At 72.6% G+C, this 19,172-nt stretch carries 18 protein-coding genes; 12 read left to right on the top strand and 6 right to left on the bottom strand.

What is annotated here, in order from left to right:
* Positions 1-45 precede the first annotated feature (45 nt).
* Positions 46-1,005, top strand: a complete 960-nt coding sequence (locus tag WMF28_RS36545) for a gluconeogenesis factor YvcK family protein (RefSeq protein ID WP_437598159.1) — start codon at positions 46-48, stop codon at positions 1,003-1,005.
* A gap of 36 nt (positions 1,006-1,041) precedes the next feature.
* Here the strand turns inward: WMF28_RS36545 and WMF28_RS36540 are convergent, their stop codons facing one another.
* On the bottom strand, positions 1,042-2,928 hold the full coding sequence (locus tag WMF28_RS36540) for an APC family permease (protein WP_437598158.1): 1,887 nt from the start codon (positions 2,926-2,928) through the stop codon (positions 1,042-1,044).
* Between the two features lie 891 nt (positions 2,929-3,819).
* Between WMF28_RS36540 and WMF28_RS36535 the strand changes: the two genes are divergently transcribed.
* Complete coding sequence (locus WMF28_RS36535; protein ID WP_437598157.1) at positions 3,820-4,206, top strand: hypothetical protein; 387 nt, start codon at positions 3,820-3,822, stop codon at positions 4,204-4,206.
* Here the strand turns inward: WMF28_RS36535 and WMF28_RS36530 are convergent.
* On the bottom strand, positions 4,184-5,407 hold the full coding sequence (locus WMF28_RS36530) for a Bcr/CflA family multidrug efflux MFS transporter (protein WP_437604346.1): 1,224 nt from the start codon (positions 5,405-5,407) through the stop codon (positions 4,184-4,186). The two genes, WMF28_RS36535 and WMF28_RS36530, sit on opposite strands and share 23 nt — an antisense overlap.
* 241 nt (positions 5,408-5,648) lie before the next feature.
* On the opposite strand from WMF28_RS36530, the gene WMF28_RS36525 reads away from it, so the two are divergent.
* Together WMF28_RS36525 and WMF28_RS36520 are read left to right on the top strand one after the other, a co-directional pair.
* The gene (locus tag WMF28_RS36525; RefSeq protein ID WP_437604345.1) at positions 5,649-6,866 is read left to right on the top strand and encodes an STAS domain-containing protein; all 1,218 of its coding nucleotides are present in this window, start codon (positions 5,649-5,651) and stop codon (positions 6,864-6,866) included.
* A gap of 56 nt (positions 6,867-6,922) precedes the next feature.
* Positions 6,923-7,579 (top strand): alpha-ketoglutarate-dependent dioxygenase AlkB family protein, encoded by a 657-nt coding sequence (locus WMF28_RS36520; protein WP_437598156.1) that lies wholly within the window; start codon positions 6,923-6,925, stop codon positions 7,577-7,579.
* Positions 7,580-7,649: 70 nt separating this feature from the next.
* On the opposite strand, the gene WMF28_RS36515 is transcribed toward WMF28_RS36520, so the two are convergent.
* Positions 7,650-8,624 (bottom strand): hypothetical protein, encoded by a 975-nt coding sequence (locus WMF28_RS36515; protein WP_437598155.1) that lies wholly within the window; start codon positions 8,622-8,624, stop codon positions 7,650-7,652.
* A complete protein-coding gene (locus tag WMF28_RS36510) occupies positions 8,621-9,523 on the bottom strand; it encodes a slipin family protein (protein WP_437598154.1) in 903 nt (300 codons plus the stop codon). Before WMF28_RS36510 ends, WMF28_RS36515 begins: the two co-directional genes overlap by 4 nt.
* 131 nt (positions 9,524-9,654) lie before the next feature.
* Here WMF28_RS36510 and WMF28_RS36505 point away from each other — a divergent pair, with 131 nt between their 5' ends.
* A complete protein-coding gene (locus tag WMF28_RS36505) occupies positions 9,655-11,055 on the top strand; it encodes a serine/threonine protein kinase (protein ID WP_437598153.1) in 1,401 nt (466 codons plus the stop codon).
* Positions 11,056-11,086: 31 nt separating this feature from the next.
* On the opposite strand, the gene WMF28_RS36500 is transcribed toward WMF28_RS36505, so the two are convergent.
* Positions 11,087-11,809: a polyprenol monophosphomannose synthase gene (locus tag WMF28_RS36500; RefSeq protein ID WP_437598152.1), complete on the bottom strand. Its 723-nt coding sequence runs from the start codon at positions 11,807-11,809 to the stop codon at positions 11,087-11,089.
* Positions 11,810-11,891: 82 nt separating this feature from the next.
* A complete protein-coding gene (locus tag WMF28_RS36495; protein ID WP_437598151.1) occupies positions 11,892-12,506 on the bottom strand; it encodes a hypothetical protein in 615 nt (204 codons plus the stop codon).
* Positions 12,507-12,748: 242 nt separating this feature from the next.
* Here WMF28_RS36495 and trxA point away from each other — a divergent pair, with 242 nt between their 5' ends.
* From trxA to WMF28_RS36460, 7 genes are all read left to right on the top strand, one after another.
* Positions 12,749-13,072, top strand: coding sequence for a thioredoxin (gene trxA, locus WMF28_RS36490; RefSeq protein ID WP_437481459.1), 324 nt, complete (start codon positions 12,749-12,751; stop codon positions 13,070-13,072).
* Positions 13,073-13,348: 276 nt separating this feature from the next.
* Positions 13,349-14,374 (top strand): type I glyceraldehyde-3-phosphate dehydrogenase, encoded by a 1,026-nt coding sequence (gene gap / locus WMF28_RS36485; protein ID WP_437598150.1) that lies wholly within the window; start codon positions 13,349-13,351, stop codon positions 14,372-14,374.
* A gap of 4 nt (positions 14,375-14,378) precedes the next feature.
* Positions 14,379-15,614 carry a phosphoglycerate kinase gene (locus WMF28_RS36480; RefSeq protein ID WP_437598149.1) on the top strand — a complete coding sequence of 412 codons (1,236 nt, stop codon included), beginning with the start codon at positions 14,379-14,381 and terminating at the stop codon, positions 15,612-15,614.
* A 5-nt stretch (positions 15,615-15,619) separates the two neighbouring features.
* Entirely contained in the window at positions 15,620-16,453 is an 834-nt protein-coding gene (gene tpiA / locus WMF28_RS36475; RefSeq protein ID WP_437604344.1) for a triose-phosphate isomerase, read from the top strand.
* Positions 16,454-16,550: 97 nt separating this feature from the next.
* Positions 16,551-16,823, top strand: a complete 273-nt coding sequence (gene secG / locus WMF28_RS36470; protein ID WP_437598148.1) for a preprotein translocase subunit SecG — start codon at positions 16,551-16,553, stop codon at positions 16,821-16,823.
* 81 nt (positions 16,824-16,904) lie between these two features.
* Entirely contained in the window at positions 16,905-18,494 is a 1,590-nt protein-coding gene (locus tag WMF28_RS36465) for a hypothetical protein (protein ID WP_437598147.1), read from the top strand.
* Positions 18,491-19,165 carry an acyltransferase gene (locus WMF28_RS36460; RefSeq protein ID WP_437598146.1) on the top strand — a complete coding sequence of 225 codons (675 nt, stop codon included), beginning with the start codon at positions 18,491-18,493 and terminating at the stop codon, positions 19,163-19,165. The genes WMF28_RS36465 and WMF28_RS36460 overlap by 4 nt, the downstream gene beginning before the upstream one ends.
* Positions 19,166-19,172 lie beyond the last annotated feature (7 nt).

The raw sequence follows: 19,172 nt of genomic DNA, 5'->3' as shown, positions 1-19,172 counted from the left end.
CGGCCGGTGTCGGCCTCGCTGCGCCGCATGGTACCCTGCTCCCTCATGGCGACGCCGAGGATCGTGACGGTGGGAGGAGGAACGGGCCATTATACGCTCCTCACGGGCCTGCGCGACCTGAGCGCTCGCATCACCGCGATCGTGACCATGATGGACTCGGGCGGGAGCTCCGGCAGGCTCCGGGACGAGTACGGTCTCCTGCCCCCCGGCGACTTCACGCGCTGCCTCGTCGCCCTGTCCGAGCACCCGGCGGCGCTGAAGGAGCTGCTCGGCCACCGCTTCCGGTCGGGGAGCCTCGGCGGGCACACCCTGCGCAATCTGATATTCACCGCGGTGCAGGAGATCACCGGCTCGCTCCCCCTCACGGTCGAGCGCCTGCACGAGATCTTCTCCGTCAAGAACCGCGTCCTCCCCGTCACGATGGATCAGGTCGATCTCGTGATGCATCTCGAGAACGACCGGACCATCCGCGGGGAGGCGTCGATCGACAACCTCTCCGACATGCTCGATGCGCCCGTGCTCTCGGTCTATCTGGATCCCGAGGCCACGGCCTATCCGGCGGCGCTCGAGGCGATCGCGGACGCGGATCTCATCATCCTCGGGCCGGGCGACCTCTACACGAGCCTCGTCCCGAACCTCCTCGTCAAGGGGGTGCGCGAGGCCATCGCGGCGAGCCGCGCCCGCGCGCTGTTCGTGTGCAATCTCATGACGAAGCCCAACGAGACGCCCGGTTACACGGTCGAGGACTTCGTGGGGACCATCGCGATGTACCTCGGGGAGGCCCGGCTCGACGCGGTGCTGTTCAACGACGTGTGGCCCTCGGCCAGCCTCCCGGAGTACGCCTCCGCCGGCTCCGAGCCGGTCGTGACCTCGCCGGACAGGCGGCTCGCCTCCGACCTCCTCGTCCCCGCCGACCTGCTGTTCGGCGGCAAGCTGATCCGCCACGACCCGCACAAGCTCTCGTCCGCGATCGTGTCGCTCGCCCGGGAGCGCGCGTGGTGGTGAGCCCCGAGGGCGCTCGCGGCACGTCACGCGCGACGGTCAAGCCGTCTTCGGCGTATCGTACAGGTAGAAGGGCGTGTTCACGATCACGATGCCCTTCCCGCCGCGGATGAGCAGGAGCCATTTGAGGACCGAGGCCGTGTGGTTGTGGAGCAGGTAATGGTACCAGTGTGACTCGACCACCTCGGGCACGACGACCGCCACCTGCCTGTCGGGGTGAGCGCGCGCCATGGCGGTGACGAAGCGGAGCAGCGATCGGAAGAGCCGCCGGTAGCGGGACCGGACCACCACCAGCCGCGGCGCCGGAATCCCCTTCGCCCTCGCGGGCTCCTCCACGAGATCGCGCCATTCGCCGCTCAGATCCTCGACGCGAGGGTCGTCGAGGAGCACCTGGAACGCGTAGACCTCGGGCGAGAGCTGGAGCGCGAAGCGGAGCCCCTTCTGCGCCACGAGATCCCAGCGCCGGATCGGCACCACCACGATCGGCGGCGGGAGCGGGGTGAGGTCGAGCGGCTGGTGGGTGCGGACCGCCTCGTCGATGTGCTCGTAATGCGCCTGCACGCCGCGGAAGGTGACGTAGGTCGCGATCACGAGCAGGGTCGAGATCCACGCCCCCTCGGCGAACTTCGAGACGATGATGACGACGAGCGTCACGGCGGTGGCCGTGGCGCCGACGGCGTTGATGGCGCGGTGGAGCCGGAAACGCTCGCCGCGGACCCTGGACCAGTGCGCGACCATGCCCGCCTGCGACATGGTGAAGGCGAGGAAGGCGCCCACCGCGAAGAGCGGGATGAGGGCGTCGGTGATCCCCTGGAAGACGACGAGCAGGAGCGCCGAGAGCCCTGCGAGGACGCCGATGCCGTAGGAGAAGGTGAGGCGCCTGCCGCGGTGGATGAAGGGCTCGGGCAGGAAGCGATCGATCGCGACGAGCTGGCAGATGCGAGGGAAGTCGGCGAAGCTCGTGTTCGCGGAGAGCAGGAGCACCGCCACGACCGCGGACAGGGTCGCGTAGTAGAACGGGCCGCGCCCCACGACGGCGCCGACGAGCTGCGAGAGGATGCTCTGATACCCGCTCTTGCCGGGCTCGGTGGCGGTGATGCCGTAGGCCTGCGCGAGGATCGCGATCCCGGCGAGCAGGATGCCGAGCGAGGCAACGATATACGAGAGCGTCCGGCGCGCCAGCAGGCTGCTCGGCTTGCGAAAGGCAGGGACGCCGTTGCTCACGGCTTCCACGCCGGTCATCGCGGTGCACCCGCTGGCGAAGGCGTGGCAGAGCAGCGCAATGCTCGCGGTGCCGAGCGTGGCCGGGGGCGAGGGTGGGGCGACCACGGGCGCCGGGTGCCCGCCCTGGAGGAGCGTCTCCCCGATGCCGATCGCGATCACCGCGAACAGGCAGCCGAGGAACGCGTACGTCGGTGCCATGAACACGAGGCCCGCGGTGCGGAGCCCGCGCAGGTTGGCCGCGGTGAGCAGGATCAGGACGCCGAGGCAGAGGCCCAGCGTGTGGGGCAGCAGCGCGGGCACCGCGGAGACGAGCGCGCCCACCCCCGCCGAGACGGCGACCGCGACGTTGAGCACGTAATCGAGGAGCAGCGCCGCCGCCGCGACGAGGCCTGCAGACGTGCCGAGGTTCTCCTTCGCGACGATGTACGAGCCGCCGCCGCTCGGGTAGGCGACGATCGTCTGGCGGTACGAGAAATAGACGATCGCGAGCAGCGTGATGACCATCGCGCTGAGCGGCACGATGTAGCGGAGGCCGCGCGTGCCGAGGGGGAGGAGCACGGTGAGCGCGGCCTCGGGCCCGTACGACGCAGAAGCGAGGGCGTCGAGGCCGAGGACAGGAATCCCGGAGAACGGGCCTATCTGTTCCTTCTCCTCCTCATCCGAGGCCAGCCGCCTGCCGAACAGGAGCGTTGTGAGGGACATGCGCGTGGGGGCTGAGCAAACCATGTGCCGGGGAGAGCGCCCTCGCGCGCGCGTCGCCGAGGCGCGGCGTGCACACGCTGATTGCATCGCGCGCCGAGGTATTCTTGGCGACGTCGACGCAATGCTGGTCGAGCACGAGCGCTGCTCCATGCGAGCGGCCGGCATCGACCGAATGCGAGACCAGACTGACGGCTTCTCGCAGCTCCAATGCGACCTCGCTCTCGGCCCGATCGAGCACACAGGCCGATCGCTCGAATCGACAACACACGCGGTCACGCGCGCGTCGTGCGGAGCGGTCCGCGCGAGCGAGGGAGGACCACCCGTGGTCGGGGCTGCGGACTGCGTCGCGGACGTCCTCCACGCCCCCACGCTCTCCTCGGCGCCGGCGCGGCCGGGTTCCTCCTGCGCCGGCCAAGCGTCAACGTCCTCGACAGCCACGACCTCGTCGAGAGCGCGCTGTTGTGATTTTTCTTACGGATGCCGAGCGTTCCCTGAGACGACCGGGCTCTTGCTTGGCTGCACCCTCGCCGCCCGCGCGCTCGGAGTCGCCGCCCGGCTCCGCCACGACCCGCACGAGCTCTCGTCCGCGATCGTGTCGCTCGCCCGGGAGCGCGCGTGGTGGTGGGCCCCTGAGGACGTCCGGCGCCCACATGGAGCGCACCGATCGCGCGGGAGCGCTCGGTGCGGGATCATTTGCCACGCATCACCAGGTTGCCCCATCGCTGGCGCGCCCCCGCGCACGCGACTCGCCCCGGCGGCCGCGGCAAGTGGCTCGGCTCATCGTCGCTGCGGCGTCCGTTGCGCCGTCGTCCAGATTGGTATGTGCTTCGCATAGAGCCGGGAGCTATCGCCATCTCAGAGGCTGATCATTTCAGGACGAGGTAGAGGGCTATGACCATTATCGGTAATGACCAGTACACGTCGGCCGGGTACAAGAACGGGATCTACGAGGGCGGCGCGCAGGAGGGCGGCGCGCAGGAGTCGAGCTCGCAGCAGGCGCAGGGCGGCGAGGGCGGGGTGAGCCTCGACATGCTGCTCAAGTTCGCCAAGGACATCCAGGGCAAGGTCAAGGACGTCCCGTACATCGTTCCGCTCGCCATCGGCGGGGCGGCGTTTGCGCTCGGCGTGCTCGCGAGCTCGAAGATCCTGCGCCAGCTCACCCTCGTCGCCGGCGGCTACGTGGTCAAGTACGCGATCCAGAACGCCCCCAAGGATCAGATCATCGACTTCGCCAAGAAGGTCGTGTCCGATTCGTTCAAGGCCTCGTCGCGGGTCTGAGCGCCCGCGCGTCGCGCCGCCGGGCCGCCGCGCCCGCGGCCCAGGAGGCCGCTCCGCAGGCCGCCATGACGGCCGCCATCGGCCGCGCGGAGCCGTCGTTCAGGAGACCGACAAGCGACGAGGCGCCGGCCGCGATCCCGAACTGAATCGAGCCGAGCGCCGCGGAGGCGAGCCCGGCGCGCGCGCCCTGCCCGTCCATCGCCAGCGCCGTCGCGTTGGAGCCGATGAAGCCGAGGCTCGCCACGAACGCGAAGAGCGACCCGACCATGGCGGGGAGCCCGCCCCAGCGGCTGATCGCGACGGCGAGGAGGACCGCGCCGACCGCGGTGATCGCGGCCGTCGCCCGCGCGAGCAGCCAGGCCGGCGAGCGACGCCCGAGCAGCCGGTGGTTCACCTGGGCGCTGGCGATGAGGCCGAACGCGTTCGCGCCGAAGAGCCAGCCGTAGTGCTGGGGCGAGACGTGAAATAGCTCGATGAGCACGAACGGCGAGCCCGAGATGTATGCGAACATGCCGGCCTGCGCGAAGGCGCACGTCAGCGTGTACGCGACGAAGGCGCGATCGCGCCCGAGCTCGCGCAGGTGCGCGCCGATCGCCCGGAGATCGAGCCGCTCGGTCCGCGCGGCCGCCGTCTCGGGGAGCGCCGCGGCCATCAGCGCCAGGCAGCCGAGGCCGAGCGCGGCGAGCAGCGCGAAGATGACCCGCCAGCCGGCGACGAGGAGCAACCAGCCGCCGAGGGTCGGCGCGAGGATGGGCGCGGCCCCCATGACGAGCATGAGCAGCGAGAGCAGCCGCGCGGCGGCGGCCCCGGCGTAGAGGTCGCGGACCACGGCCCGCGTCACGACCTGCCCCGCAGCGCCGCCGACGGCCTGGAGGAAGCGCAGCGCGATGAGCGACTGCACGCTCGGGGCGAGCGCGCACCCGATCGAGGCGAGCACGTAGAGCGCGAGCCCGGCGTACAGGGGGCGCTTGCGGCCGAACCGATCGGTCAACGGCCCGTAGGCGAGCTGGCCCAGCCCGAGCCCCGCGAAGTACGCCGCGAGCGTGAGCTGCACCGCCGACGCGGTGGTGCCGAGGTCGCGCTGCAGCGTCGGCAGGCTCGGCAGGTACATGTCGATCGAGAGCGGACCCAGCGCGGTGAGCGCGCCGAGGATGAGGGCGAGGAAAACAGGGCTCCTTCGCGGGGCGGGCGAGCTCAGCATCTTGGACGGACGAGCTATGTAGGACGCGCGCCGCCCCTCGGCCAGGGACGCCCGGTGCCTGCAGCGCAGCGTCGATCTATCGAGCCATCGCGTCCTGCCCGGCCCCTCTACCTGCGCAGGAGGCGCCCCTGCCGGGTCTTGCCGCTTGCCCGTCAGCATGAGCGGGGCATGGGGGTTCCCCCGCGGGATCACGCGCGATAGCCTCGAGCCCGTCTTTTTGCCTCAGGGAGATGCTTGCGTGATGGAGATCGCTTCGCACTCGCTGCTCGCGGAGTTTTTCGCCAGCTGTCCTGAACTGCTCTTCGTCGCGTCGGCCGCCGGCGGACTGCTCCACGAGAATGATGCGCTGCGAGAGGTCATCGGCCCCGTGAGCGAGGAGGGCACGATGCTCGCAGAGCTCGCTCACCCGGAGGATCGAGCCGCCCTCCTGGAGGCGTGGGCGAAGCTCGAGCAGACGGGCGAGCCCGCCTCGTTCCGCGTCCGCCTTCGCGACGCGCGCGGGGCGTACCGGTCGCTGTCGTGCAAGGCGAAGCGATCGCCCGATCGCAGCGCGGTCTTCGGGTCGCTCCGGGAAACGCCCGAGATCGCCGAGGAGGAGCTGACGACCCTCCGCAACAAGGCGCGTGTCCTGGACAGCATGGTCAAGCACGTCGCCAGCATATCGTTCTGGGCGCTCGACCCCGATGGGGTCTGTTTCTATCACGATGGCAGGGGGCTCGAGAGCGTCGGACTCAAGTCCGGGCAGCTCGCCGGGGTCAACTGGATCGACTTCTATGGGAAGCAGCCAGACGCAGCCGGCGTCGACATGCCCGCGCCCGAGATGCGCGACATGCGCACGTGGTTCGACGGGAAGGTGCGCCGCTTTCGCACGGAATCGTTCGGTATCCACTGGGACAACTGGGTCACCCCGCTTCACGACCGGCGCGGCGAGCCCGGGGGCGGCGTGCTCGGGTTGTCGTTCGACATCTCGGAGTCCAAGCGCATAGAGAACGAGCTGCGCGCTCAGCTGCACCAGATCGAGGCGCAGCAGCAGGTCATCCGCGATCTCTCCACGCCGATCATCGAGGTCTGGGACGGCGTGCTCACGCTCCCCATGGTGGGGACGGTCGACAGCGTGCGCACCGCCGACGTCATGGACAGCCTGCTCTCGAAGATCGTCGAGAAGCAAGCGCGCTACGCCATCCTCGACCTCACCGGCGTCGAGGTCGTCGACACCAAGGTCGCGAGCCACCTGATCGAGCTCGTCACCGCGATCCGGCTGCTCGGAGCCGACGGCATCGTCGCCGGCATCAAGCCGAACGTCGCGCAGACCATGGTCTCGCTCGGGCTCGATCTCTCCCAGATCAACACGCAGCGAAACCTGCGCGCCGCGCTCAATTACGCGATCCGGAGCATGACCCGCGCGGAGTCGCCCGCGCGCTCCGGCGAGCCGCCCGCCGGCAAGGCGCCGGCGAGCTGACGGCCCTGCGCCAGCGCCGTCTGGCGCGCGCGCGGCCAGCGCGCTAGTCGGTCCCCGTGTGCACGCGGATCGAGCACCTCCTCGAAGGCGGCTGGTTCGCCCTCCTCGATCCGTGGCTCCCGCGCGCGGAGGCGGACGCGCTCTTCGAGGCGCTGCGCGCCGGGGTCGCGTGGCGGCAGGACAAGATCAAGCTCTTCGGCCGCGAGCTCCTCCAGCCGCGGCTGTCGGCGTGGTACGGCGACCCCGGCGCGGTCTACACCTATTCGGGGCTGACGCTGGCGCCCGAGCCGTGGTCGCCGCCGCTCGCCGAGCTCGAGGCGCGCGTGGCGTCGGCGTGCGCCGAGCTCCCCGTGGCCGAGCCTCCGCGCGCGTCGCGCCCGGCGTTCAACAGCGTCCTCCTGAATTATTACCGCAGCGGCGCCGACTCCATGGGCTTCCACGCCGACGCGGAGAAGGAGCTCGGGCCGAATCCGCTGATCGCCTCCGTGTCGCTCGGCGCGCCGCGCCGCTTCGTCCTCAAGCCCGCCCGGAAATGGAAGGACGCTCCCGCCGTCGAGCTGGAGCTCGGCGGGGGAAGCCTGCTGGTGATGGGCGGGACCACCCAGCACCACCACCGCCACGGCGTGCCCAGGCAGCGCGGCGCAGGGCCGCGCATCAACCTGACCTTCAGGCGCATCCTTGCGCAGGGCTCGCGCGCCGGGGCGGGAACGTAGCGCGGCGGCGCCGCCCTCGCCTGACGGGGCCGAGCGCGAGGGCCGGCGGGCTCGGCCTCGCAGCGCGCCGTCAGGCGAGGTCGCCGCCGCCGAGGAGCAGCGCGGCGAGCTCCGCGGCGCGCTCCGGCGCCGCCACCTCCTGGGCATCGACCGTAAGTGTGCGAATTTTATCTATTTTCCAGCCGTTGCGGCCACGCTCGCCCCCCGGGGCGGCCGCGACGATCCGGACGCGCAGGAGCTCCCCGGACGCCACGACGGCGAGCTCCACGCTCCCGCCGCTCGACCCGCCCTCGTCGCGAGAGATGGGCACCACGACGGCGCCGCGCGCCTCGAGCGCCCGCGCGAGCCGCGCGCCCGGCGCCTCGGCCGGGCCGAGCGGCGGCGCCCCGCCGAGCGGGCGGAGCGCCGTGGCGAGCTCCACGGACGCGATCGCCTCGGCGGCGCGCGTGCCGGCGCTGCGCACGGCGCGCTGCAGCCGCTCCGCCCGCTCGCCGTCGCGGTCGAGCGCGGCGCGGTCCGCCGGGTCGAGCCGCACAACGCAGCGGACCAGCGGGACCCCGCCGCTGCCCGGGACCTCCGCTGCCTCGAGCCGCGCGCGGCGGAGCATCGCCGCGCCCCGCGCGTCGCCCGAGGCGTCGAGCAGCGCCGCCGCCCCGCCGAGGACCGCGTCGGGGTGCGGTCGCTCCGGCGCGGCCGGGAGCGCGGCCTCCCGGTAGACCTGGTTCCACCCGCGCCCGGCGCCTGGCAGGCGCAGGAGCAGCGTCAGATCGGCGAGCTCCGTCTCCGGGGTGCGCACCGCGCTCGCGAACGCCTCCTTCACCGCCGCGAGGCGCGCCGCGTCCGCCGTGAGCGCCGCGAACGCGGGCGCGTCGACGGCGAGCGAGAGGCGCGACGCGCTCACCTCGCGCGACCCCATCGTCCACCGCTGCGGCGGCCCGGCGACCGCGAGCTCGGCGCCGACGACGAGGGCGGAGAGCCCGCGCTCGCCGCGCGCCTCGAGCAGCGCCGCGACGGCGGCCTTCAGCGCGGTCAGCGCCTGGATCACGCCCCGCCCATGCGTCCGCGCCGCGCCGTCCGCTGCTCCTCGAGCGCGGCGTCCGCCTCGAGCGCCGCCTCGGCCTCGCGCTGCGCCTCGGCGTCGACCGCGCGGTGCCCCTCATGGACGCGCTGGGGCTTCGACTCGGTGACGGCCGCCTCCGCCATGGCCACCGCCGCATGACGCACGTCGTCGTACGGCTTCGCCAGGTCGAAGATGACCTTTGTGTTGCCCTGGCTGAGGTTCGCCAGCGCCTCGAAGCGCCGGAGCTCCATCGCCCCGGGCGAGCGCGCGAGGATGCTCGCCGCCTCGGCGAAGTTCTTCGCGCTCTCCACGTCGGCCTCGCTCTTGATGACCACGTAGCGCCGATCGCGCTCGGCGATGGCCCCCTTCGCGAGCACCTCCTGCATCTGCGGCGGCAGCGCGATGTCCTGGAGGCCGATCATCTCCACGTGCAGCCCCCACGCCTCCGCGACCGCCTCGACCTGCGCGCGCACCTTGGCGGCGACCTCCTCGCGGTGCGCGAGCAGCTCGTCGAGCCGCGTCTCGCCCACCACGTCGCGCAGCACGACCTTCGCGCGGTCCTTCATCGCCGTCTCGTAGTTCTCGACGGCGAGCGTGGCCCGCTCTGGATCGACGACGCGGTAGTAGACGACCGCATCGACCATCGTGGTCACGTTGTCGCGGGTGATCACCATCTGCTGGAGGAGATCGCGGTTCTTCATCCGCGTGTCGATGCGCCGGAGCTCCTGGATCCCCGGGAGGTACAGGGTGATCCCGGGGGTCACGCGGCCCGTCAGCTTGCCGAGCGTGAAGCGCAGCGCCACCTCCCACTGGTTGATCTGCCGCAGCCCCGACAGGAGGTAGAAGACCGCGAACGCCGCGAGCAGGGTGAGGATCAGGGACATCGCCTGCGACTCTAGCAGAGCGCCCCGCGGTGGCCGCGCGGGCGGACGCTCGCGATGCGCGGCCACCGCGGGCGTCCCGGCGCGGCTTCGCCCTGGTGTCGCTGCGCGGGCGGTGTACCCTCGCTCCCGCGATGGGTGACGAGCCGAGCCAGCCGTTGCGCGACGGGCGCTACGTGGTCACGCGCGCCCTGGGCGAAGGGGCTCAGGGGCACACGCTCGAGGCGGTCGACAAGCGGCTCGGCAAGCTCGTCGCGATCAAGCGGTTCCAGATCCGCGGCGCCTCGAGCTGGAAGGGCGTGGAGCTCGCCGAGCGCGAGGCGCGCGTGCTCGCCTCGCTCTCGCATCCGAGCCTGCCGGCCTACCTCGATCATTTCGAGGAGGACGGAGCGCTCTTCCTCGTGATGGAGAAGATCGACGGCGAGAGCCTGGGCGCGATGCGCCGCCGCCGCGCCGTGCTCGGGCGGGACGAGGTCGTCCGGTTCCTGCGGGACGCCTCGGGCGTGCTCGACTACCTGCACGGCCGCGCGCCGGCGGTCATCCACCGCGACATCAAGCCGAACAACGTGATCCGCCGGCCCGACGGCTCCTTCGCGATCGTCGACTTCGGCGCGGTCCGCGATCGCCTGCGCCCCGAGGGCGGGAGCACCGTGGTCGGCACCTTCGGGTACATGGCGCCGGAGCAGTTCCAGGGGCGCGCGCTGCCGGCGTCGGACGTCTACGCCGTCGGCGCGACCGCGCTCTGCCTGCTCACCGGCGAGGAGCCGGAGAACCTGCCGCACCGCGGGCTCGCGATCGACGTGCCCGCGGCCCTCGGCGGCCGCGCGGATCCGCGCCTCGTCCGGGCCCTCTCCGCGATGCTGGAGCCCGATCCGGAGCGCCGCGCCGCGCGCCTCGCGCCGCTGCTCGCGGAGCTCGACGCGGGCGGCGCGCCCCCCGAGCGGCCGCGCGCCGGGCGCCCCTCGGAGCGCGACGCGCGCAAGGCGTACAGCGACGCCCGCAAGGCGCAGCGCGACGCGCGCAAGGCGTACCGCGACGCGCGCAAGGCGGCGCGGCGCGCGCACGAGGACGACCGGCGCCCGCGCGGGCCCGAGGGGGCCGCGGCGCCGTGGCGCGGCCTCGACGGCCTGCCGCTCGTGGGCGCGATGTTCGGCCTCACCGTCGCGCGCATCGCGGTCGGCCTCGCGCTCGGGGTGGTCGTCCCGACGGTGCTGACGCTGCTGTCGCTGGTGTTCGGTCGGGTGCTGCGCGAGCAGGCCGCGCCGAGCGTGCGCCGGGCCGGCCGCGTCGCCGAGCTCGCGCTGCTCCGCGCCACCCGCGTCGTTCGCGGGCGCCCCGCGCCGGACGGCGCCGCCCAGCGCGATCAGGGCGCGGCGGCGCGCGTGCGCGTCGAGGACCAGGAGCCCCCCGGGCGATCGCGCATCCACGACGTCGATCTCGACGAGGCGCAGGACGAGGAGCTCGGCGCTCTCGATGCCGACGAGCGGGCCAGGCCGAGCGCCGCGTCGAGACCATCGCGGACGGGCAGGCGCTGAGCGCCGGTCGCGCTCCGGCCGGGCGCGGCGGTCAGATGCGCCCGCGCGCGGCGTCGAGCTTCAGGCGGAAGACCTCGACGATCGCCTCGGCGAAGATCCTCCGGCTCATCTTCGAGTGGCCGGCGCGGCGGTCGACGAACACGATCGGCACCTCGACCACGCGGAGCCCTTTGCGGAGCGCCCGGTAGGTCGTCTCGATCTGGAACGCGTAGCCGTTCGAGCGCACGCTGCCGAGATCGAGCGAGAGGAGCGCGCGCCGCGTGAACGCCTTGTAGCCGGTCGTGAGGTCGCGGACGCCGACGCCCAGGAGGGTCCGCGCGTAGAGCGAGCCGCCCTTCGAGAGCGCGTGCCGCCCGAGGCCCCAGCCCTCGACGCCGCCCCCCGGCACGTTGCGCGAGCCGAGGACCACGTCCGCGCCCCGGGCGATCGCGTCGAGGAAGGCCGGCAGGTGGCCCGGGTCGTGCGAGAGATCCGCGTCCATCTCGAAGGCGACGTCGTAGCCGCCGTCCAGCGCGCGCTGGAACCCCTCCAGGTAGGCGGTGCCGAGCCCGAGCTTGGCCGGGCGGTGGAGCACCTGGACGCGCCCGTCGCGCGCGGCGAGCGCATCGCCGAGGGCGCCTGTCCCGTCCGGCGACGCGTCGTCGACGACGAGCACGTGCGCGTCCGGGACCGTCGCGAGGACGGAGCTCACGAACTCGGCGAGGTTGTCTCGCTCGTTGTACGTCGGCGTGATGATGAGGGTTCGGGGGGCCATCCTGGCTCGGCGCGGCGCGAGCGGACGCTCGTGCGCGGATCGTGCGGCGCCCCGCGCCGCGTCCGCGCGCGTCCGCCTGCGCTCAGGCCTCCGCTTCGTCGGCCGGCACCGGAACCGGCTCGATCGACAGCACCGCGGGCAGATAGACCGCGACCGCGAGCACCTCGTCGGGCTCGCGCGCCTGGCCGTCCGCGAGGCGGTGGACCCGGTGGAGGATGTACGGCCGCGCCAGGCGCTGTTTCTTGGCGGGGAAGGACGTCCCGAGCAGGTGGCCGTACAGGCGCTTCAGGTCGTCGAGGCCGCGCGGCGTGGTCGCGGCGAAGTGCATGCCGCCCTCGACGCGCGCGACCTTCACGGCGCCCTCCGGCCTGGCTGCGCCTCGGATCGGGAGCACGGCCTCGTAGTCCCACCGCTGCAGCGGATCCTTCTCGGGATCGCCTCTCAGGCCGAACAGCGGCTCCTCGACGATCGTCAGCTTCTGCCGCTCGGCCGCCACGGTCAGCCGCGTGAAGGCGGCGCGGAGCGCGGGGAGCGAGAGGGCGCGCTCGAGCGGCACGACGAGCGCCCTGCCGGTCTGGCGCCAGGTCTCCTCGACGTCGTAGGCGCCCGTCGTCGCCGTGGCTCCCGTGGCCGCTGCGGGAGCGCCGCGGCCCCGCGGGCGCCGGAGGTGCTTCAGGGTGATCTCGTCCGACGACATCCGGGCCGAGCGATCTACCAAAACGGCGGCGCGAGCGGAAGGATCCGTGGGGGGCACGCCCCGGGCCTTGCCGGTTGGCGGTTGCCGGAAAGGTGCGCGCCAGTTAATTTCCTTTCCCGACAGGGCGTCCGCTCTGCATCGGGCCGATCGGCTGGAGCAGCCTCGGTCAATTCGTGGGGTCGCACCCTGCGCACACGGGTGCAGCCCTGAACCTGAACAGCGCGGCACCGACGGAGACAAACATGGCGAGCCAGAACGTCCACACCCTCACCGACCAGAATTTCGAGTCTGAAGTCCTGAAATCCCCCGTCCCCGTTCTCGTGGATTTCACGGCCACCTGGTGCGGGCCCTGCAAGGCGCTCGCCCCGATCGTCGACAAGATCGCGGACGATTTCCAGGGCAAGGTGAAGGTCGCCAAGCTCGACATCGACGGTGCTCCGGAGACCACCCGCAAGTACGGCGTGCGGAGCGTTCCGACGGTGATGGTGTTCCAGGGCGGCGAGAAGAAGGGGGTGCAGGTCGGCCTCACGAGCCGCGACAACCTCCTCCGGCTCCTCGGCGTCTGAGCGAGAGCTCCCCCGCCTCGAGGCCCGCGCGACGCAGCCCCGCGACGTCGACCGAACGCCTCGCCCGCTCGAACGCGGGCCAAGCGTCGGGCAAACGTCGACCGACCACCCCGCCCGCTCGAACGCCCGCCCGACCCACCGGCCTCGGCGCGCGCGCGCCACGATGCCCCGGCGAGAGGCCGCTCCGTCGCGTGCGTCGCGCGCGCTGAGGCTTTGCTTGACCGTCGCGCGCGAGGTGACTACGTATCGCGCCGGCCACTTTCCCAGGAGTTCGTGATGGCGACGAAGATCGCAATTAACGGTTTTGGGCGCATCGGACGTTGCATTGTCCGCGCGCTCGTCGAGCGCGGCGTGAAGGATATCGAGCTGGTCGCCATCAACGACCTGACGGATCCGAAGACGCTCGCCCACCTCTTCCAGTACGACTCGGTCCACCGCGAGTTCAAGGCGGCGAAGGTCAGCGCTGGGGACAAGCACATCAGCATCGGCGACCAGAAGATCGAGATCCTCGCGCTGAAGGACCCGGCCGAGCTGCCGTGGAAGAGCCTCGGCGTCGACATCGTCCTCGAGTGCACGGGCCTCTTCACGGACAAGGCCAAGGCCGCCGCTCACCTGAGCGCCGGCGCCAAGCGCGTGATCATCAGCGCGCCGGCCAAGGGCCACGACCTCACGGTCGTGATGGGCGTGAACGACGAGCTCTACGACGCGCAAAAGCACACGATCATCTCGTGCGGCTCCTGCACGACGAACTGCCTCGCCCCCGTCGCCAAGGTGATGCTCGACAACTTCGGCATCGTCCGCGGCCTGATGACGACGGTGCACTCGTACACGAACGACCAGCACCTGCTCGACGTCCCGCACAGGAAGGGCGACCTGCGCCGCGCGCGCGCCGCCGCGGTCAACATGATCCCCTCGAGCACCGGCGCCGCCAAGGCGCTCTCCGAGGTCATCCCGGCGCTCAAGGGCAAGTTCGACGGGCTCGCGATCCGCGTCCCCACGGTCGACGTCTCGCTCGTGGACCTCACCCTCGAGACCGAGAAGCCGGTCACGAAGGAGAGCATCCACGCCGCGATGAAGCAGGCCGCCGACCAGGGTCCGATGAAGGACATCCTCGACTACACGGAGCGGGAGCTCGTCTCGGGCGACTTCATCGGCTCGCCTGCGTCCAGCACGTTCGACGCCACCATGACGTCGGTCCTCGGCGACCGCTTCGCGAAGATCTTCTCGTGGTACGATAACGAGTGGGGCTTCTCGAACCGCATGATCGACCTCACGCGGCTCGTGGCGAAGAAGGGCGTGTAGCGCCGTGAAGCTCACCGGAATCCGCTCCGTCGAGGACCTTGCCGCGGCCGGCGATGCCGGCGGCCTCAGCGGCAAGCGCGTCTTCATCCGCGTCGACTTCAACGTCCCGCTCGACAAGAAGACGGGCAAGATCACGGACGACTCGCGCATCCGCGAGGCGATCCCGACGATCAAGCTCGTCATGGAAGCGGGCGCGAAGGTGATCCTCGCGTCGCACCTCGGCCGCCCGAAGCCGGGCAAGACCGAGGGGCTCTCGCTGGAGCCGTGCGGGGGGCGGCTCAGTGAGCTCACCGGTTACGAGGTCCACCTGCCCGACGACTGCGTCGGCGACTCGCCCAAGAAGGTCATCTACGACCTGCGCGCGGGCCAGATCTGTCTCCTGGAGAACCTCCGCTTCCACCCGGAGGAGGAGAAGGACGACGAGGGCTTCGCGCGCCAGCTCGCCGAGCTCTGCGACGTCTACGTCGACGACGCCTTCGGCGCCGTGCACCGCGCCCACGCGTCGGTGCACGCGCTGCCGCGCCTCGTGCGCGAGCGCGCCGCCGGCCTGCTCCTCCTGAAGGAGCTCAAGGCGCTGACCCGGCTCACCGATCGCCCGGAGAAGCCGTACGTCGCCGTCCTCGGCGGCGCCAAGGTCTCCGACAAGATCGACGTCGTCGAGGCGCTCCTCAACGTTGTCGACACCCTGTGCATCGGCGGCGCGATGGCGAACACCTTCCTCGCCGCGCAGGGCAAGAACGTCCAGAAGAGCCGGATCGAGGAGGACAAGCTCCCGCTCGCGCGCACGATCATGAGCAAGGCGCGCGACCGGGGCATCCAGCTCCTGCTGCCCGTCGACGCCGTCGTCGCCTCGAGCATCGACGCGACGCAGGGCGAGCCCGCGTCGGTCGACGCGATCCCCGAGGGCACGATGGCGCTCGACATCGGCCCCCGCTCGATCGAGCTGTTCGGCAAGGCGATCGAGAAGGCGAAGACGGTGTTCTGGAACGGCCCCATGGGCCTCTTCGAGACGCCCGCCTTCTCCAGGGGCACGTTCGACGTCGCGCGCATCATGAGCGGCGCGTCCGGCTTCACGGTGGTCGGCGGCGGCGACAGCGCGGCGGCGGTCAAGCAGGCCGGCGAGCAGATCGCCCAGGGCTTCGACCACATCTCGACCGGCGGCGGCGCTTCGCTCGAGCTCATCGAGGGCAAGCGGCTGCCCGGCGTCGAGGCGCTCCGGTCGGCCGAGGTGAGCGAGTGAAGCCCGTGAACGACGGGGGCACGCCCGAAGCCACGGGCGTCGCCCCGCGGGCGGCCTCGCGTCGTCCGCTCATCGCCGGCAACTGGAAGATGAACGCCGGGGGGCAGGACGCCTGCCCGCTGGCGGCGGCCGTCGCCAAGGCGACCCGCGAGCTCAACCGGGCCGAGGTGGTGGTCGCGCCGCCGTTCACCGCGATCGCCGCCGTGGCCCACGAGCTCGCGGAGGCGAGGAGCGAGGTCGGCATCGCCGCGCAGAACATGAGCGCCGAGATCTCCGGGGCGTTCACCGGCGAGATCGCCTCGGGCATGCTCAAGGACGCGGGCGCGACCTGGGTCATCCTCGGCCACAGCGAGCGGCGGCAGCTGTTCGCCGAGACCGACGAGTCGGTCGCCCGGAAGGTCGCCTCGGCGATCGCGGCCGAGCTGCGCCCCATCGTCTGCGTCGGCGAGACGCTCGAGCAGCGCGAGGCGGGCGAGACGCTCGCCGTGGTCGAGCGCCAGGTCCGCGCCTTCCTCGACGAGCTCGCCAAGCAGCCCGGCTTCGGCGTCATCGCCTACGAGCCGGTCTGGGCGATCGGGACGGGCAAGGTCGCCCGCGCCGAGGACGCCCAGGAGGTGCACGCGTTCATCCGCGGCCTGCTCGCGAAGGCCTCGGAGGACCTCGCCGGCGTCACGCGCATCCTCTACGGCGGCAGCGTCAAGGCCGACAACGCCGATGCGCTCCTCGCCCAGGACGATATCGACGGCGCGCTGGTCGGCGGGGCCTCGCTCGACGCCGCCGGCTTCGCCAAGATCGTCGAGGCCGCGCACCGACTGGCGGAGCGCGCCGAACAGGGGTAGATCGCGGGCCGCTCCCGTCGCGCGACGGGAGCGCCGGCCTGCCCCCTTGCCCCCTGGGCCCGTCGCGCGGGCCAGAGCACCCAGCCGAAAGACGTCGATGCTTCACACGTTCCTCAACATCCTGCACGTGTTCGTCTGTCTGTTCCTGATCCTGGTCGTGCTCCTCCAGCAGGGCCGCGGGGGCGGGATGGGCTCGGCCATGGGCGGCGCGACGGCCCAGGTGTTCGGCGGCCGCGGCGCCGGCAACTTCATGACCCGCCTCACGGCCGCCTGCGCCGCCGTCTTCATGGCGACGAGCTTGTCGCTCGCCTATCTCTCGTCGGCGGGCGACCGCGCGCTGCGCGAGTTCGAGCAATCCCAGGAGAAGTAGGCCCGCGTGCTACGGCCCGCTCCCGCGTCGGGGAGGGAAGCGGGCAGGGCGCTCGACGCGGGGTCGTCCGCGGGAGGGGCCGTGGCCTCCGCTGCCCCTTTCGCGCGCGACCTTGCCCTCGTCGCCCTCGCCAAGGCTGCAGTTTCCGCGCTGGTCCTCGCGCTCGGCTTCCGGGCCGTCAGCGACGACGACTTCGCGCGCGTGGTCCTCGCGCAGGCGTGGGCCGACGCGCCCCGGCTCGACCCGACCGGGACGAGCTGGCTCCCTGCCCCATTCTGGCTCAACGGCGCGCTCTTCCGCGCTCTTGGGCCGACCCTCGAGGTCGCCCGTGCCGTCGCCTTCGCGCTCGGCGTCGCGTCGGCCGCGCTCGTCTACCTCTCCGCCCGCTGGATCACGGGCGACCGCCGCGCCGCGCTCGCCGGCACGCTGCTCGCGGGCGCGTTTCCGTGGAGCGCCTGCCTCGGCGTGGCGACGGTCCCCGAGCTGTCGACCGCGGCCCTCTCGCTCGTCGCGGTGGCGTCGCTCGTCACGCCGCCGGCCGGGCCTGCGCCGCCGCCCGGGCGCGCCCTCCTCGGCGCGCTCGCGCTCGTGCTCGCGACCCTCTCCCGTTACGAGCCCTGGCCTGTCGCCGTCGCCTTCGCGGCGATGGCGCTGCTCGCGGCCGCCCGCCTCGGCCAGCGCCGCGCCGCGCAGGCGAAGCTCGCGCTCGCGGCGCTCGCGGCGCTCGCCGGGCCCGCCGCGTGGATCGCATGGAACCGCGTCGCCCACGGGGAGGCGCTGCACTTCCTGGCCCGCGTCGCCTCCTACCGCAGCGCGCTCGGCCCGGGCGATGACGGCACCCTGCTGCGGCTCTTCGCGTACCCCGCCGCGATGGTCCGCGAGGAGCCGGAGCTCTTTCTGAGCTCCATCGCCCTCGCCCTCATCGCCTGGCGCGCCCGCCGCGGCGCCGCATCGGGGAGCGCCCGCCCGTTCCCGCCGCTCCTCCGCGCGGCCCGTCCGTACGCGCTCCCCGGCGCGGTCGCCGCCTTCCAGATCGCGGCGCTCTCGCTCGCCCTCGTGCGCGACGGCGCTCCCACGCATCACCCCGAGCGCGCGACCCTCCTCGCGTTGCTCCTGCTCGCCCTCGCCGTGGGGGATCTCTCGGCGCGCGCCTTCCGCGGCGGCTCGGCCGGGGCGCGGAGGGCGCTCGGCGGCGCTCTCCTGGCCGTGCTCTGCGCCGGCGTCTTCTTCCGGCCCCACCTGCGCCGCGAGCACTTCAACCCGCGGACGGACGAGGTCGCCATCGGCCGCGCCGCCGCGGAGCTCACGCCTCCCTCGGCGCCCCTCCTCGTCGAGGTCGTCGACTATGGCCACCTCGCGACGCTCGCCGCCCTGGCCCGTCCCGGGGGCGCGCACCCGGATCGCTCGATCGATCCGCGCGATCCCCCGGTCCGGTCGAGCTTCGACGACCCCGCGTCGCTCGCGCGCCGCGTCGCCGGCCTGGGCGCGGCCTACCTCATCGGGCGCGTCAGGCCGCCTGTGATCGCCTTCGCCGGCCCGCCGCTCGCGACGCGCGGCGCCTGGGGGCTCTGGCCCGCGCCCTCGGCGGCCGGCGCCTTGCGGGCCGCCCCGGAGGACGGTTCCCGGCGCCCGGCGCCTCCCGCCGGCCCTTCGCCGGAGGAGGCGCCGTGAGCCAGCCCGCGAGGCCGTTCTTCGCGCACGCGTCGGCGTGCATCGACGAGCCCTGCGACATCGGCGAGGGGACGAGGATATGGCACTTCTGCCATGTCTCCGCGGGCGCGCGGCTCGGCCGCGCCTGCGTCCTCGGCCAGAACGTCTTCGTCGCGGGCAGCGCCGTCATCGGGGATGGCGTCCGGATCCAGAACAACGTGTCTGTCTATGATGGCACCCTGGTCGAGGACGACGTGTTCCTCGGCCCCTCCGCCGTCCTCACCAACGTCATCAACCCGCGCGCGCAGATCGACCGTCGCGCCTTCCTCGACCGGACGCGCATCCGCCGCGGCGCCACCGTGGGCGCCAATGCCACCGTCGTCTGCGGCGTCACGATCGGTCGCCACGCGTTCATCGGCGCCGGCGCCGTGGTCACCCGCGATGTCCCCGACTATGCGCTCGTCACCGGCGTGCCGGCCCGGCGCGCCGGCTGGATGAGCCGCCATGGTCACAAGCTCGTCGCCTCGCGCGACGGCCTGATGCGCTGCCCCGAGAGCGGCTATCGCTACGAGCGACGCGGTGACGTCGTCCGTTGCCTCGATCTCGACGAGGACGCGCCGCTCCCGGCGCCCCGCGCCGCGGCCGGCCGCCATTACCGCGATCTCCCCGCAGCGGAGGACCTCGAAGGTTGACGCCGCC

Source organism: Sorangium sp. So ce590, from assembly GCF_051521365.1.
Lineage (GTDB): Bacteria > Myxococcota_A > Polyangia > Polyangiales > Polyangiaceae > Sorangium.
The sequence above is the reverse complement of the archived record's forward strand: the minus strand, read 5'-3'. Positions and strand labels throughout refer to the sequence as shown.

What these genes read in the sequence shown, in the direction of transcription:
- WMF28_RS36545 (WP_437598159.1), top strand. Translation starts at nt 46, where the DNA reads ATGGCGACGCCGAGGATCGTGACGGTGGGAGGAGGAACGGGCCATTAT.
- secG (WP_437598148.1), top strand. Translation starts at nt 16,551, where the DNA reads ATGCTTCACACGTTCCTCAACATCCTGCACGTGTTCGTCTGTCTGTTC.
- WMF28_RS36525 (WP_437604345.1), top strand. Translation starts at nt 5,649, where the DNA reads ATGGAGATCGCTTCGCACTCGCTGCTCGCGGAGTTTTTCGCCAGCTGT.
- WMF28_RS36535 (WP_437598157.1), top strand. Translation starts at nt 3,820, where the DNA reads ATGACCATTATCGGTAATGACCAGTACACGTCGGCCGGGTACAAGAAC.
- WMF28_RS36500 (WP_437598152.1), bottom strand. Translation starts at nt 11,809, where the DNA reads ATGGCCCCCCGAACCCTCATCATCACGCCGACGTACAACGAGCGAGAC.
- WMF28_RS36505 (WP_437598153.1), top strand. Translation starts at nt 9,655, where the DNA reads ATGGGTGACGAGCCGAGCCAGCCGTTGCGCGACGGGCGCTACGTGGTC.
- WMF28_RS36495 (WP_437598151.1), bottom strand. Translation starts at nt 12,506, where the DNA reads ATGTCGTCGGACGAGATCACCCTGAAGCACCTCCGGCGCCCGCGGGGC.
- trxA (WP_437481459.1), top strand. Translation starts at nt 12,749, where the DNA reads ATGGCGAGCCAGAACGTCCACACCCTCACCGACCAGAATTTCGAGTCT.
- gap (WP_437598150.1), top strand. Translation starts at nt 13,349, where the DNA reads ATGGCGACGAAGATCGCAATTAACGGTTTTGGGCGCATCGGACGTTGC.
- WMF28_RS36540 (WP_437598158.1), bottom strand. Translation starts at nt 2,928, where the DNA reads ATGTCCCTCACAACGCTCCTGTTCGGCAGGCGGCTGGCCTCGGATGAG.
- WMF28_RS36510 (WP_437598154.1), bottom strand. Translation starts at nt 9,523, where the DNA reads ATGTCCCTGATCCTCACCCTGCTCGCGGCGTTCGCGGTCTTCTACCTC.
- WMF28_RS36530 (WP_437604346.1), bottom strand. Translation starts at nt 5,407, where the DNA reads ATGCTGAGCTCGCCCGCCCCGCGAAGGAGCCCTGTTTTCCTCGCCCTC.